At 67.5% G+C, this 14,161-nt stretch carries 16 protein-coding genes; 14 read left to right on the top strand and 2 right to left on the bottom strand.

Going from position 1 to position 14,161, the window contains the following annotated elements; translation table 11 throughout:
• Positions 1–54: 54 nt before the first annotated feature.
• The 11 genes from AB7A72_RS02695 to cobT all read left to right on the top strand — a co-directional run bounded on the left by AB7A72_RS02695 (position 55) and on the right by cobT (position 9,787).
• Positions 55–1,032, top strand: a complete 978-nt coding sequence (locus AB7A72_RS02695) for a FecCD family ABC transporter permease (protein WP_369459103.1) — start codon at positions 55–57, stop codon at positions 1,030–1,032.
• A complete protein-coding gene (locus tag AB7A72_RS02690; protein WP_369458941.1) occupies positions 1,032–1,853 on the top strand; it encodes an ABC transporter ATP-binding protein in 822 nt (273 codons plus the stop codon). Before AB7A72_RS02695 ends, AB7A72_RS02690 begins: the two co-directional genes overlap by 1 nt.
• A gap of 62 nt (positions 1,854–1,915) precedes the next feature.
• On the top strand, positions 1,916–2,485 hold the full coding sequence (gene cobO, locus AB7A72_RS02685; RefSeq protein WP_239811196.1) for a cob(I)yrinic acid a,c-diamide adenosyltransferase: 570 nt from the start codon (positions 1,916–1,918) through the stop codon (positions 2,483–2,485).
• A gap of 22 nt (positions 2,486–2,507) precedes the next feature.
• On the top strand, positions 2,508–3,221 hold the full coding sequence (gene bluB, locus AB7A72_RS02680; RefSeq protein WP_369458940.1) for a 5,6-dimethylbenzimidazole synthase: 714 nt from the start codon (positions 2,508–2,510) through the stop codon (positions 3,219–3,221).
• Complete coding sequence (gene cbiB, locus AB7A72_RS02675; RefSeq protein ID WP_369458939.1) at positions 3,218–4,312, top strand: adenosylcobinamide-phosphate synthase CbiB; 1,095 nt, start codon at positions 3,218–3,220, stop codon at positions 4,310–4,312. The genes bluB and cbiB overlap by 4 nt, the downstream gene beginning before the upstream one ends.
• A complete protein-coding gene (locus tag AB7A72_RS02670) occupies positions 4,305–5,306 on the top strand; it encodes an aminotransferase class I/II-fold pyridoxal phosphate-dependent enzyme (protein WP_369458938.1) in 1,002 nt (333 codons plus the stop codon). Before cbiB ends, AB7A72_RS02670 begins: the two co-directional genes overlap by 8 nt.
• 58 nt (positions 5,307–5,364) lie before the next feature.
• Positions 5,365–6,150 carry a HipA family kinase gene (locus AB7A72_RS02665; RefSeq protein ID WP_312410657.1) on the top strand — a complete coding sequence of 262 codons (786 nt, stop codon included), beginning with the start codon at positions 5,365–5,367 and terminating at the stop codon, positions 6,148–6,150.
• On the top strand, positions 6,137–6,541 hold the full coding sequence (locus AB7A72_RS02660; RefSeq protein WP_369458937.1) for a DUF3037 domain-containing protein: 405 nt from the start codon (positions 6,137–6,139) through the stop codon (positions 6,539–6,541). The genes AB7A72_RS02665 and AB7A72_RS02660 overlap by 14 nt, the downstream gene beginning before the upstream one ends.
• A complete protein-coding gene (locus AB7A72_RS02655) occupies positions 6,538–7,992 on the top strand; it encodes a cobyric acid synthase (RefSeq protein WP_312451446.1) in 1,455 nt (484 codons plus the stop codon). The genes AB7A72_RS02660 and AB7A72_RS02655 overlap by 4 nt, the downstream gene beginning before the upstream one ends.
• A 124-nt stretch (positions 7,993–8,116) precedes the next feature.
• On the top strand, positions 8,117–8,554 hold the full coding sequence (locus AB7A72_RS02650) for a hypothetical protein (RefSeq protein WP_239811202.1): 438 nt from the start codon (positions 8,117–8,119) through the stop codon (positions 8,552–8,554).
• A gap of 150 nt (positions 8,555–8,704) precedes the next feature.
• Positions 8,705–9,787 (top strand): nicotinate-nucleotide--dimethylbenzimidazole phosphoribosyltransferase, encoded by a 1,083-nt coding sequence (cobT, locus tag AB7A72_RS02645; protein ID WP_369458936.1) that lies wholly within the window; start codon positions 8,705–8,707, stop codon positions 9,785–9,787.
• A 16-nt stretch (positions 9,788–9,803) separates the two neighbouring features.
• On the opposite strand, the gene nth is transcribed toward cobT, so the two are convergent.
• Positions 9,804–10,457 (bottom strand): endonuclease III, encoded by a 654-nt coding sequence (gene nth, locus AB7A72_RS02640; RefSeq protein ID WP_369458935.1) that lies wholly within the window; start codon positions 10,455–10,457, stop codon positions 9,804–9,806.
• A 60-nt stretch (positions 10,458–10,517) separates the two neighbouring features.
• Entirely contained in the window at positions 10,518–11,555 is a 1,038-nt protein-coding gene (locus AB7A72_RS02635) for a lipoprotein N-acyltransferase Lnb domain-containing protein (protein WP_369458934.1), read from the bottom strand.
• Positions 11,556–11,720: 165 nt separating this feature from the next.
• Here AB7A72_RS02635 and AB7A72_RS02630 point away from each other — a divergent pair, with 165 nt between their 5' ends.
• The 3 genes from AB7A72_RS02630 to AB7A72_RS02620 all read left to right on the top strand — a co-directional run bounded on the left by AB7A72_RS02630 (position 11,721) and on the right by AB7A72_RS02620 (position 14,154).
• Positions 11,721–12,911, top strand: coding sequence for an aminotransferase-like domain-containing protein (locus AB7A72_RS02630; protein ID WP_369459102.1), 1,191 nt, complete (start codon positions 11,721–11,723; stop codon positions 12,909–12,911).
• Positions 12,912–13,003: 92 nt separating this feature from the next.
• The gene (locus AB7A72_RS02625) at positions 13,004–13,222 is read left to right on the top strand and encodes a SlyX family protein (RefSeq protein WP_369458933.1); all 219 of its coding nucleotides are present in this window, start codon (positions 13,004–13,006) and stop codon (positions 13,220–13,222) included.
• Between the two features lie 359 nt (positions 13,223–13,581).
• A complete protein-coding gene (locus AB7A72_RS02620; RefSeq protein ID WP_239811208.1) occupies positions 13,582–14,154 on the top strand; it encodes a DUF2721 domain-containing protein in 573 nt (190 codons plus the stop codon).
• Positions 14,155–14,161 lie beyond the last annotated feature (7 nt).

The raw sequence follows: 14,161 nt of genomic DNA, 5'->3' as shown, positions 1-14,161 counted from the left end.
TCTGCACCGGCAGCGCGGCGCGAAGCGGCTCCTGGCCTGCGCCGCAGTGCCTGGCTGGCGCTGGTGCTGCTGGTGCTCAGTGCCGTGCTGCTGCTGGTGGGCGCCAGTGTCGGCAGCACCGGTTGGGAGAGTGTGCTGCGCATGCGCGATGACGCCACTTCGTGGCAGATCGTGGTCGATATCCGCCTGCCGCGCTCGCTGGGCGCCTGGCTCGCCGGTGGCCTGCTGGGCCTGGCCGGGGCCGTCGCCCAGGGCCTGTTTCGCAACCCGCTGGCCGATCCCTATCTGCTGGGCAGTGCTTCCGGCGCGTCGCTGGGCAGTGCGTTGGGTCTGGTGCTGCTGGGCTCGTCCGTCACCAGCCTCAACCTGCTCTACCGCCTGGGGATGACCGGCATGGCCTTTGTCGGCGCGGCCTGTGCGGTGGCGTTGACGGTGGTGCTGGCGCGCCATGTGCAAAACACCTTGCGCCTGTTGCTGGCCGGCGTGATCGTCGGTGTGGTGCTGGGCGCCATGCGCGATCTGCTGGAGCTGCGCCACCCCGATATTCTGCAGGCCATGCAGGCCTTTACGCTGGGCACCTCGGCCTTTGTCGGCTGGGAAGGCTGCGCACTGATGGCCGGCGTGCTGCTGGTCTGTGTGCTGGCCACCTGGTGCTGCGCCCGGGTGCTCGATGGTTTGACCCTGGGCGAGGCGACTGCTGCCAGCCTGGGCCTGCCGCTGGCGCCGCTGCGCTATGGCCTGGTGGCAGTGCTGGCGCTGGCCACCGGCACCTCGGTCGCGCAGACCGGGTTGATCGCCTTTGTGGGCCTGGCCGCCCCGCACCTGGTACGCAGCCTGGTGCAGGTGGGCCATGGCCGCAGCACCGTGCTGGCCGCCGCGATGGGCGGCGTGCTGCTGCTGGCGGCCGATATCCTGGCGCGCTGGCTGGTCGCCCCGCAAGAGCTGCCGGTGGGCGTGCTCACTGCGGCACTGGGCGGCACCTATCTGCTGTGGCGCATGCACCGCAGCACCCGTTCGGCAGGAGGCCTGTGATGCCGACCACTGCGACCACGGCTGCGCTGACTGCCACCAATATCCATGCCGCTGTGCATGCGCGGCCGATTCTGCAAGGCGTCAACGCCCAGTTTGTGCAAGGCCGCTGGACCAGCATTGTCGGCCCCAACGGCGCGGGCAAATCAAGCCTGCTCAAGGTGCTGGGCGGCCTGTGGCCGGCGGCACAGCTGCAGGGCGAGGTGGCACTGCTGGGCAAAAGCCTGGAGCGCTGGCCACGCAAACAGCGCGCCCAGGCGCTGGCCTGGCTGGGCCAGGGTGAGGTGGTGACGCAGGAGCTGACGGTGATGGACGTGGCCATGCTGGGCCGCCTGCCGCACCAGCCCTGGTTTGCAGCACCCAGCGGCGAAGACCATGCGGTGGTGGAGCAATGCCTGCGGGCGGCGCATGCCTGGGATTGGCGCCACCGGCCGGTGGCCGAGCTCTCGGGCGGTGAGCGCCAGCGGGTGCTGCTGGCCCGCGCGATGGCTGTGCAGGCCTCCGTGCTGCTGATGGACGAGCCGCTGGCCAACCTGGACCCGCCGCACCAGACCGACTGGGTGGACAGCATGCGGGCCTTGACGGCCCAGGGCACCACGGTGGTCAGCGTGCTCCATGAAATATCGGTGGCGCTGCTGGCCGACCATATGCTGGTGCTGCAGGCAGGCCGGGTGCTGCACCAGGGCCGCTGCGATGACCCGGCGACCCATGCCGCGCTGGAGGCGGTGTTTGACCACCGCATCCAGGTGCGCGCCATCGATGGCGTGTGGATGGCCTTGCCGCGTACCGCCACTGCCGCGCAGGCCGGCCAGCGCGGGCGCTGAACCCCTGCGAAACCGGGCCTGGCCCCGCTTCCAACAACACAACGAAACAAGGAAAGATTGCAATGCAGATTGAAACGCCACCCAGCGAAAAGCCTTATGAAAAGCCCGAGGGCGAGCGCCGTGGCCTGGTGATCGTCAACACCGGTGACGGCAAGGGCAAGACCACGGCAGCCTTTGGCCTGGCATTCCGCGCAACTGGCCGGGGCAAGGCCGTCAAGGTCTACCAGTTCATGAAGGTGCCGACCGCCCGTTTTGGCGAGCACCGCCTGTCCGAGCAAGTGGGCCTGCCGGTCGAAGGGCTGGGCGATGGCTTCAGCTGGAAGAGCCGCGACCTCGAGCACAGCGGCCAGCTGGCGCGCGAAGGCTGGGAAAAGGCGAGGGCGGCGATCCTGTCAGGCGCGTATTTTCTGGTGGTGCTCGACGAGATCACCTACCCGCTGATCTATGGCTGGCTGCCGCTGCAGGAGGTGCTGGACACCCTGGCCGCCCGGCCCAAGGAGGTGCATGTCTGCCTCACCGGCCGGCGCTGTCCGCAGGAGATCATTGACATGGCCGATACCGTCACCGAGATGACGATGGTCAAGCATGCGTTCAAGGCCGGCATCCCGGCGCAGCGCGGCATTGAAGACTGAGACAAGGCAGCCGATTGCTGGCATGAGCGATACCCCTTTCAACGCCCCCACCATCGCCGCCACGGCCTTCAGCGAGGCTGAGCGCGCGGCGGTCTACCGCGCCATCCACGAGCGGCGCGACATGCGCCACTTTGCCGGCGGCCAGGTCGACGAGGTGGTGCTGCTGCGCCTGCTGCGGGCCGCGCACCATGCGCCCAGCGTTGGCTTTATGCAGCCCTGGCGCTTCATCCGCGTGCGCGATGCGCAGATGCGCAGCCGCATCCATGCGCTGGTGGAAGACGAGCGCCTGCGCACTGCCCAGGCATTGGGCGAGCGCGAGGCGGACTTCATGAAGCTCAAGGTGCAGGGCGTGCTGCAGGCGGCCGAGGTGCTGGTCGTGGCCATGCCGCCCGGGCGCGAAGCCCATGTGTTTGGCCGCCGCACCTTGCCCGAGATGGATGTGGCCAGCACCGCCTGCGCGATCCAAAACCTCTGGCTGGCCGCGCGCGCCGAAGGGCTGGGCATGGGCTGGGTGTCGCTGTTCGAGCCCCAGGCGCTGGCGCAACTGCTGGGCATGCCAGCCGACGCGCACCCGCTGGCTGTTTTGTGCTTGGGCCCTGTGGAGGCCTACTATGCCGAGCCCATGCTGCAGCAGGAACGCTGGGCGAGCCGTGCGCCCTTGCAGCACATGCTGATGGACGAGTGCTGGCAGGATGCTGGCGCCGGTGCATCGGCAGACCAAGGACCGCAGCCATGAGCGATGGCGGCCTGTGGGCACTGGCGCTGGCCGGTGGCAGCCCGCTGCTGCAACTGGCTCAGGCCATGATGGATGCTGGCCCTGCGCTGCACTGGCAGGCGCCGATGGCGGCCTTGCTGGCCGTGTTGGTGGCGTTGCTGGTGGACTGGCTCTGGGGCGAGCCGCCGCTGCGGCTGCACCCGGTTGTCTATATGGGCAAGCTGCTGGGCCTGCTCGGCCAGGCGATTGCACCGCGCCAGGCGGACGAGCGCGCCTATGGGTGCTTTGTGCTGGCAGCGCTGGCCTGGTGCCTGCTGGCGGGCGGTGCTTGGCTGGTGTATGCGGCCCTCATGTATCTGCTGCAGGCAGTGCCTTGGTGGCTGAATGGCCTTGTGGCCGGACTGCTGCTCAAACCGCTGCTGTCTTGGCGCATGCTGCGCAGCGAGGTGCTGGCGGTCGAGGCGGCGCTCGGCGAATCGCTGCAAGCGGGCCGCGCCCGCCTGTCCTGGCTGGTGAGCCGCGATACCGCGCAGCTTGATGCAGCGACAGTGCGCGAGAGCGCGATCGAGACCCTGGCCGAGAACCTGAGCGACTCGGTGCTGGCGCCGCTGTTCTGGTTTGCGGTGGCTGGCCTGCCGGGCGCGGCGCTGTACCGGCTGGCCAACACGGCCGATGCGATGTGGGGCTACCCCGGCTGGCGCGGCCAGGGCGCGCAGCGCCGCCACTGGCAATGGGCGGGCAAATGGGCGGCCCGGGCCGATGATGTGCTGAACTGGGTGCCTGCCCGCATCACAGCGGCCTGGCTGGCGCTGCTGGCTGGGGGCCTGTCCTGGTCCGGGCTGCGGCGCGATGCGGCGGTCACGCCATCGCCCAATGGCGGCTGGCCCATGGGCGCGATGGCGCGGGCGCTGGGCGTGCATCTGTCCAAACCCGGCGTGTACCAGCTCCACCCGCAAGGCCGGCCGCCGCAGGCCCGGGATGTGCAGCGGGCACTGGCCCTGGCGGGCCGCGTGGTGTGGGTGCAGGCGCTGTGTGCCTTGTTGCTGGCCCTGGGTTTGGCGGCAAAGATAGCAATCGCCTCGATGGCGCAAGGAGTGTTGGCCCATGGCTGATAACGAGCATGGTGGTACCGACGCCTTGGGCGTGCCGGCGCATGATTTTTCCACCAACCGCAATGCCTGCGGCCCCTGCCCGGAGGCCGTGGCGGCCTTGCAGGCCGCGCATCTGGCGCAGTACCCCGACCCGCACTACACAGCGCTGCGCCTGCAGCTGGCGGACTTCCATGCGGTCGCCCCTGAGCGCCTGGTCATCGGCGGCAGCAGCAGCGAGTTGATCCACCGGCTGACCCAGCATGCGCTGCGCCAGGGTGCCACCCGTGTCAGCCTGCCCAACCATTGCTATGGCGACTACGCCCAGGCGGCGCAGGTATGGGGCCTGCGCACCGGCGCCCGCAGCCCGGCCTGGGGCGAAGGCCTGCACTGGGCCTGCGAGCCCTCCAGCCCGCTGGGTGCGCAAGAGGACATCTGGCAAGCCTTGCCCGCCGATGCCAGCCACCATGGCCTGGTGCTCGATTGCGCCTACCGACCGCTGTGGCTGGAAGGCCCTGCGCCGCCGCGCGACATGGCCGCGCTGTGGCAGCTGTGGACGCCCAACAAGGCGCTGGGCATGACGGGGGTGCGCGCAGCCTATGCGATTGCGCCCGAGGGCACCCCGCAGGCGCAAATCGATGCGCTGCGGGCACTGGCGCCTTCGTGGGTGGTGGGCGCCCATGGTGTGGCCATGCTGCAGGCCTGGGTCACGCCGGAGGTGCAGGCCTGGCTGGCCCGCAGTCTGGATACGTTGCGCCACTGGAAGGCCCGCCAGCTGGCGCTGTGCGAGCGCCTGGGCTGGGCGGTGCTGCCCGGCCACCAGGCCAATTACTTTGTCGCGCGCCTGCCGCTGGACCCGGCGGACCTGCCCGCGTGCCTGGCATCACTGCGCAGCCAGGGCATCAAGCTGCGCGATGCCCGCAGCTTTGGCCTGCCCGGCCATGTGCGCCTGGGCGTGATGGCGCCGGTGGCGCAGGCGGCGCTGGCGCGGGCCTGGCTGTCGCTGGCAGATGCTTAGGCCCGGCGAGGACATGCGGCAACCGCTACCATTTGGTATGGATTTACAAACTTTGCAACTGCGCACCGTCTTGGTGGAGCGCTATGTGACGCCGCTGCGCGAGGGAGGCTCGATGCCGGCCGTCGTCGAGGCGGACGATCTGGGCATGTATGTGCTCAAGTTCCGGGGGGCTGGGCAGGGCGTGCGCGCGCTGATGGGTGAGCTCATCTGCGGCGGCATTGCCCGCGCGCTGGGCCTGCCGTTGCCCGAGCTGGTGCTGGCCCTGCTGCACGCCAAGCTCGCGCAGACCGAGCCCGATCCCGAGATCCAGGACCTGATCCGCGCCAGCGATGGCCTCAATGTCGGCCTCGATTACCTGCCCGGCTCGGTCAATTTTGACCCGGCCGTGGATGCGGTCAGCGACGATTTCGCCTCGCGCCTGGTCTGGTTCGATGCGCTGGTCAGCAATGTGGACCGCACGGCCCGCAACACCAATATGCTGATGTGGCAGCGCAAGCCCTGGCTGATTGACCATGGCGCGACGCTGACCTTCCACCATGCCTGGGATGGCACGGTGGCCGACCCGGGCAAGCCCTTTGCGCCGATTGCCGACCATGTGCTGCTGGCCCAGGCCAGCCAGCTGGCCGAGGTGGACGAAGCGCTGGCCGCGCAGCTGACCGAGCCGGTGCTGACCGCCATTCTGGCCACGGTGCCGGACTGCTTTCTGGCCAAGGCCGCAGAGGACCGCAACAGCCCGCTGCTGGCCGATCCGCAGGCGCACCGCGCCGCGTATGTGAACTATTTTCTGGCCCGCCTGCAAACGCGTGGCCGCTGGTTGCAAGGAGCCATCGATGCACGCGCATGATGTGTATGACTACGCTATCGTGCGCGTGGTGCCCCGGGTCGAGCGGGAGGAGTTCATCAACGCCGGCGTGATCGTGTCCTGCCAGCGCAGCGGCTACCTGCAGGCAGCGATGGCGCTCGATGAGGCGCGCCTGCTGGCGCTGGATCCGCAAGTCGATCTGCAAGCCGTCTACCGCCACCTGGGCAGCATCGTCGCGATCTGCGCTGGCGTGCCCGAGGCCGGGCCCATCGGCCAGCTGCCGTACCGCGCGCGCTTCCACTGGCTCACGGCCAAGCGCAGCAGCATGATCCAGACCTCGCCGGTGCACACGGGCCTGTGCACCGATGCGGGCTCGGCGCTGGAGCGCATCATGGCGCGCATGGTGCTGCCGCTGGGCGGTGCACCGCGATGAGCGCGCGCTGCATCATGGTGCTGGGCACCAGCAGTGGCGCCGGCAAAAGCTGGGTGGCCACGGCGCTGTGCGCCTGGTACCGGGCCCAGGGCTACAAGGTGGCGCCCTTCAAGGCGCAGAACATGAGCAACAACGCCCGCGTCGTAGCCACGCCCGATGGCCAGTGGGGCGAGATCGGCACGGCCCAGTACCTGCAGGCGCTGGCCGCAGGCGCCGTGCCCGATGTGCGCATGAACCCGTTGTTGCTCAAGCCCGAGGCCGATACCCGCAGCCAGGTGGTGCTGTTTGGCCAGGTGGACGAGGCGCTGTCGGCCATGCCCTGGCGCGGCCGCAGTCTCAAGGTCTGGCCACAGATCGCGCAGGCGCTCGATGCACTGCGCGCCGAGAACGATGTGGTGGTGATCGAGGGCGCGGGCTCGCCCGCCGAGATCAACCTGCACAGCAGCGATGTGGTCAATATGCGCGTGGCGCGCCACTGCGGTGCCCACTGCCTGCTGGTGGCCGATATCGACCGGGGAGGGGCCTTTGCCCACCTCTACGGTACCTGGGCGCTGCTGCCGCCCGAGGAGCAAGGCCTGATCAAGGGCTTTGTGCTCAACAAGTTCCGGGGCGACGCGGCCTTGCTGGCGCCGGCGCCGCAGATGCTGCAAGACAAGACCGGTGTGCCGACGGTGGCCTGCATTCCGATGCAGTTCCAGCACGGCCTGCCCGAGGAAGATGGCGTGTTTGACGACCGGGGCAGTGGCGGCCAGGGGCAGGCCGTGCACACCTGCATCGCCATCGTGGCCTACCCGCGCATCAGCAACCTCGATGAGTTCCAGCCGCTGCTGCAGCTGCCTGGTGTGCGCGTGGTCTGGGCGCGCACGCCCGCGCAGCTGAGCGATGCGGACTGGGTGATCCTGCCGGGCAGCAAGGCCACCGCTGCCGACCTGGGCTGGATGCGCCAGCAGGGCCTGGATGCCGCTGTCGCCCGTCATGCGCAGGCCGGCAAGCGGGTGCTGGGTATTTGCGGCGGCCTGCAGATGCTGGGCGAGGCGCTGGTCGATCTGCATGGGGTGGACGGCAATGCCGCCGGCCTCGGACTGCTGCCGCTGGTGACCTTGTTTGCACCGCAAAAGAATGTGCAGCCTGCGCGCCTGGAGCTGCCTGAGGTACAGGCACCCTGGCAGGCACTGAGCGGCCTGGTGGTGACCGGTTATGAAATCCACCATGGCCAGACCGAACTGCGCCCCGATATGCAGGCCGGTGCAGCCGAGCCGGCGCAAGAGCTGCTGCCGGGCCTGTTGTGGCAGGGCGGCGCGCCGCAGGTGCTGGGCACCTATGTGCATGGGCTGTTCGAGAACGCCGCCGTCATCCATGCGCTGTTTGGTCACGATGCGCCCAGCCTGGACCAGGTGTTTGCGCGCATGGCCCAAGGCGTGGGTGAATGGTTTGGGGACCGCTTGCCCTGAATGACCAACACCTTTGCCTGTAGGCCAAATATTGCAAGCACTGGCGGATTGGGCCGATAGGGGTGCGCCTGCTGCGCAGGCATGCTGTTCGTGTTGCTTCTCATCACCGATAAGGATGATCGCTATGAAAAACATGTTCCGCCAGTCTTTGCAAATGGCCGCGATGGCCCTCGCCTTGGGCACCGCAGGCTATGCCAGCGCCCAATCCGCACCGCCACCCCCACCACCCCCTGCCAAGCATGTGAAGCCCATGCCCCATGGCCCGCACGGCGCCCACCACAAGCGTGGTGAAGCGCGTGGCGACGCCCGCGCCAATGCCGATGTGGCCGAAGGCAGCTCCAGTGCCCGCGAAGCGGCAGCCGCTCGCCAGGCCGCGCGCCAGGGCCAGCTGACGGATCCAGGTTCCAGCTTCCGCGAAAACGCCACCGCACGCTGCGCGGTCTTCAAGACTGAAGAGGACCGCCGTGCCTGCGTGGGCCGCGTGGCCCAGGGCCAGGACAGCGGCTCGGTGCAAGGCGGTGGCATCCTGCGTGAGTACACCTACACGGTGCCTGCCAAGTAAGCTGACTGATTTAGCTGATCCACGCTCTGCCCAGCTTTGGCTGCGCAGAGCGTTTTTCATTGGTTTGCGCACAGGGCGCTGCAAACCGGGGCAGGCAGCGCGATACTGGCGGCTTGGCGTATCGCCGTGCTCCCGCTCCGTACCCTGACCATGTCCGAATCCTCGTTCTCTCCGCTTATTCCCTCTATCGCATCGATGGACGATGCCGCCTTCCGCCAGCAGGTGCAGCAGCTGCTGGACAACAAGACCAAGCCATTGGGCTCACTGGGCCTGCTTGAAGCGCTGGCTTTGCGCATCGCCTGCATCCTGGGCAGCAGCCAGCCCCGCCTGGCCGATCCCCAGATGGTCGTGTTTGCGGCTGACCATGGCCTGGTGGCGCAGGGCGTGTCAGCCTACCCGGCCGATGTGACCTGGCAGATGGTGGGCAATTTTCTGGCCGGTGGCGCGGCAGTAAGCGTGCTCTCGCGCCAGCATGGCGTGGCGCTGAATGTGGTCGATTGCGGCGTGGCCCGTGATTTTGCACCGCAGAGCGATGCGCTGCCCGCAGGCGCGCCGCGCCTGTGGCTGCGCAAGATTGCCCCCGGCACCCAGGACAGCAGCCTCGGCCCTGCGATGGGCATGGCGCAGTGCGAAGCCGCGATTGCCAATGGCCGCGCGCTGCTGCAGGCCTTGCCTGGCAATGCCTTGCTGCTGGGCGAGATGGGCATTGGCAATACCTCCAGCGCATCGCTGCTCTTGGCGCGGCTCTGCAATCTGGATGTGGAGACGGTGACCGGCGCAGGCACGGGCTTGAGCGGCGAGGGCGTGGCCCGCAAGGCCGCGGTGCTGCGCCGGGTGCTGGCGCGCCATGCCGATGTGCAGGAGCCGCTGGCCGTGCTGGCTGCGATGGGCGGGCTGGAAGTGGCCACCATGGTGGGCGCGGTGCTACAGGCCGCGCTGGAGCGCCGTGTGATTGTGGTCGATGGCTTCATCACCAGTGCCGCAGTGCTGGTGGCCTCCCGCCTGCAGCCTGCGGTGCTGGAGCGCTGCGTCTATGCCCACCGCTCGGGCGAGCCGGGCCATAGCCACTTGCTGGCGGCCTTGCAGGCGCAGCCGCTGCTCGACTGGCAGCTGCGCCTGGGCGAGGGCTCCGGTGCGGCGCTGGCCTGGCCGCTGCTGGAATCCGCCTGCGCGATGCTGCGTGACATGGCCAGCTTTGCGTCGGCCGGGGTCAGCACCCAGAGCAGCACGTGATGCCTCGCCGCCGCGATCAGCGCAGCGGGCCTTGGGGTGGCGGTGTCTTGGGCGTGAAATCGCAGTAGCTGCTGACCAGGCATTCCCAGCAGCGCGGCTTGCGCGCCTGGCAGACATAGCGGCCCAGCAGGATCAGCCAGTGGTGCGAATCGACGGCATAGTCGTCGGGCACGCGCTGCATCAGCTGCTTTTCCACTTCGAGCGGATTTTTACCGGGTGCCAGGCCGGTGCGGTTGCTGACGCGGAAGATATGGGTGTCCACCGCCATCGTCGGCTGGCCAAAGGCCACGTTCAGCACCACATTGGCGGTCTTGCGGCCCACGCCGGGCAGCGCTTCCAGCGCCTCGCGCGTGTCGGGCACCTGGCCGCCGTGGCGTTCCACCAGGATGCGGCAGGTCTCCATCAGGTGCTTGGCCTTGCTGCGGTACAGGCCGATGGTCTTGATATAGCCCTCCAGGCCTTCCAGCCCCAGCGCCAGAATGGCCTGGGGCGTGTTGGCGACCGGGAAGAGTTTGCGGGTGGCCTTGTTGACCCCCACATCGGTCGCCTGGGCCGACAGCAGCACGGCGGCGAGCAGCTCGAACACCGAGGTGTATTCCAGCTCGGTCTGGGGCGAAGGGTTGGCCGCCTTCAAGGTGGCGAAGAAGGGTTGGATATCAGCGGTTTTCATCGTGTGGTGGTGCAGGCTCGGCTGCCATTATCTGGCAAGGCCTGAGCCTGGATCCCTGCATCAGGGCTGCAGCGGCGCCTGCGGCACACCCTGGCGGATGGCGGCCGAGAAATCCTCGCCCGGCCGCACCGCCTTGGCGCGGGCATTGATGTGCGCGGCCGCATGGATGGCCTCAAAGTCGTTCGGGCGGGCGAGGGCGCCCAGGCTGTCCACATACTGGGGCAGGTAGCCGCTGGCCAGCAGGCGCCAGTCCATCGGCAGGCCCGGCACAATGCGGCGCACCATGTCGAACACGATGGTGGTGCAGTTGGCAAACAGCGTGTGGTAGAACTGCGGCGTCTCGACCAGCGCATTGGCCTTGTCCACATAGGCGATGAACAGTGAGCGCATCGCAGCGCGCGGCATGGCCACGCTGTACAGGTAGACTTCTTCTCCCCGCATATTGCTGCGTACGCGCAGGATGTCGCGCTCATCGGCAGCGACCAGGCTTTGCTCGAACTGCTTGAAGAAGCCGCCCACGGCCGAGAACTGCTCGCCCTGTTCCTTGCGGATCTCCACCGAAAACGTCACATAGCGGCGCGGGCTCTTGCCGTCGTCAAAGCCGAAGGACACCAGGGTGTGGGCAATGGCCGGCCCCATCCAGTACGAGGTGCTCATGTCCACCGACACGAGCTGGCGCAGGTCGTAGTCCCGGTCTTCCCAGCGCACGGTGGCCTTGCTGTCGGTCTGCCAGTCAAAATTGCGCACATTGTGCAGCTGCACCAGGTCACCCTGGACGGTGCCTGACAGCTGCCGGGCTACATCGGGCGCCCATTTGCGTGTGTTAGAGGGCTGGATGCTGGCCCACCAGGCGAGGATGGCTGCCAGCAGCAGCCCGTAGATCAGCAGGCCCTTGGGCATGCGCTGCTGCCACAGCAGGTAGATGCAGTACAGGCCGACCCCCACCCAGACCCCCAGCAGCAGCCCCCGGGCCGAGCCCGACTTGACCGATTGCGCCAGCTGAAACCACAGTGCGCCACAGGCCCAGACCACGCCCATCAGCATGAGCAACGAGGCCAGCAATTTGACCAAAACAATGAAGAAAGCGGCGATGCGCATGGTGACCCAGTCCTTTAGGGCGCAAGCATAGTCGATAGCGGGGGGCAATGGCGGGCTCAGGGATGCCAGAGCGACGCATGGGGCCGGTAAAAAGTAGCAAAATGCCAGGGCGGCCCGGCGATCGACCGGGCTGCGCTTTTTGACTTGAGAGAACATTCCATGACACTGCGCTTTGCCTCCCGCCTCGACAATGTCGAGACGTCCGCCATCCGTGAACTGTTCAAGCTGCTGGGCAAGCCCGGCATCATCAGTTTTGCCGGGGGCTTTCCGGATGCAGCCATGTTCGACGTGGACGGTGTGCAGGCAGCGGCCAATGCGGCGTTGAAAGAGGAGCCGGGCGCTGCGCTGCAGTACGGCGCGACGGAGGGCTACCAGCCCTTCCGCGAGCAGATCGTCGGCCTGATGGTGGCCAAGGGCGTGCAGTCGCTGACGCCCGATCAGCTGATCGTCACCACCGGCAGCCAGCAGGCGCTCGACCTGCTGGGCAAGACGATGATCTCGCCCGGTGACAAGGTGATCGTCGAGGGCCCGACCTTTCTGGCCACCATCCAGTGCTTCCGTCTCTATGGCGCCGAAGTCATCAGCGCCCCCACCGACGAGAACGGTGTCATCCCCGAGGCGCTGGAGCAGCTGATAGCCGAACACCAGCCCAAGCTGGTCTACCTGATCCCGACCTTTGGCAACCCCAGCGGTGTGCTGCTGAGCCTGGAGCGCCGCCGCCAGATTCTCGAGATGGCTGTGCGCTACCAGACCCTGGTCGTCGAGGACGATCCCTATGGCGACCTGTACTTTGACGCACCGCCACCGCCCAGCCTGCTGGCGCTGTCGGACAGCGTACCCGGCAGCCGTGGCTACCTGGCCCACTGCGGCAGCATGAGCAAGGTGCTCAGCCCCGGCCTGCGCCTGGGCTGGCTGATTGCCCCGGCCGAGCTGCTGGGCAAGTGCGTCATGTGCAAGCAGTTCAGCGATGCCCATACCAGCACCTTCAGCCAGGCGACCGCCGCCCAGTACCTGAAGGCCGGCCGCATGCCCGCCACCCTGGACCGCGTGCGCACCACCTATGCGGCGCGCAGCAAGGCCATGGGCGACGGCCTGCGCAGCCAGCTGGGCGATGCGGTACGCTTTGTGCAGCCCCAGGGCGGCATGTTCATCTGGGTGCAGCTGACGGGCGCCCGGGGCCAGGAGAAGGATGGCAATGCGCTGGCCAAGCGCGCCATCGAGCAGGGGGTGGCCTTTGTGCCGGGCACGCCATTCTTTGCCCAGAACCCCGATGCCTCGACCCTGCGGCTGTCCTTTGCCACCGCTGATATCGCCCGCATCGAAGAGGGCATTGCCCGCCTGGCCAAGGCGCTGTAAGCCCGCCTTCTCGCTCTCCACGCCGGCATATGCGCTGTCATATGCCGGCGTTATTCTTTCCCCTCCCTCCCCATCCGATGCCAGGAGACGCCATGACGACAATGCCCGAACGCCTGCAGCAGCGCCTTGAAGCCCTGGAGATCAAGGCGGCCTATGCCGACGACCTGCTCGAAGAGCTCAACCTGACGATCTACAAGCAACAGCAGCAGATCGACCGCTTGCTGCACCTGGTCAAGGACCTGCAGCAGCGCATGCCCGAGACCGGAGCTGTTGCGCCAGGTGCACGCGACGAGCTGCCGCCACACTACTGAACGCAGGCCTCTGCCTCAGGAAGCACACAATTTGCTTCAAATCAGCCCGGAAACAGGGCAAAAAAGGTATTAGGGTTTGCACCTATTTGGTGCGAGAATGTTGGCTTGAATTTTGCAGTGTTCATCGCAGGCGTCGCAGCCTGCACTAGGGATGCTCTGCAAAACCCTCGCCAAGCGGGATGGACGCGGATCGGGACGAGCCGCAAGGCGTCTTTTGCAGTCAATAGCCGTAGCTATTGACAAGGAAGACAACGCAGCGGATCGCCCGAGCCCGCGTTCAGACCACGGCAGGGAGTTTTGCAGAGGGTCCCTAGGCGTGTGCTGCAGCGCAGTCTGTCCAACCTCTCTGCTCCAACACCATGTCCATCGACGTCAGCAACATCACCCACAGCATCCAGCTGGCTGTGGCTCCCGTTTTCTTTCTCACCGGCGTGGCGGGCATGATCGGTGCCGTCGCCGGCCGGCTGGCGCGCATCATCGACCGGGGCCGCGTGCTGGAAGACCGCATGATGGCCTCCAAGGACGAGGACTATGTGCAGCGGTCCTTGCTGGAGCTCAGCTTTCTGCGCCGGCGCGGACGCCTGGCCAACCTCTGCATCGGGCTGCTGACCCTGTGCGGCGCGCTGATTGCGCTGACCATCATCCTGCTCTTCGTCGGCCAGACCACCAAGACCGAGATCGACGCCAACAGCTGGTCGCTGGCGGCGATGTTCAGCTTCGGGCTGGGCGTGGTCAGCTTTGTCTCGGCGCTGTGCTGCTTCATGGTCGAGACCATGATGGCCACGCAGCTGCTGAACTTCCACCCGCTGCGCCAGCCGGCCACGATTCCCTGTATGGCAGCGGCCCAAGCCGCGGCCACCGCGCCCAGTGCGGCACCCCGCAAAGTGGTTGCCGAGCCCGGCCGCCAGGATGCCTTCATGCCCCAGGTCTGAGGCCTTG

This window comes from Comamonas sediminis (assembly GCF_041107495.1).
GTDB lineage: Bacteria > Pseudomonadota > Gammaproteobacteria > Burkholderiales > Burkholderiaceae_C > Comamonas > Comamonas sediminis.
The sequence above is the reverse complement of the archived record's forward strand: the minus strand, read 5'-3'. Positions and strand labels throughout refer to the sequence as shown.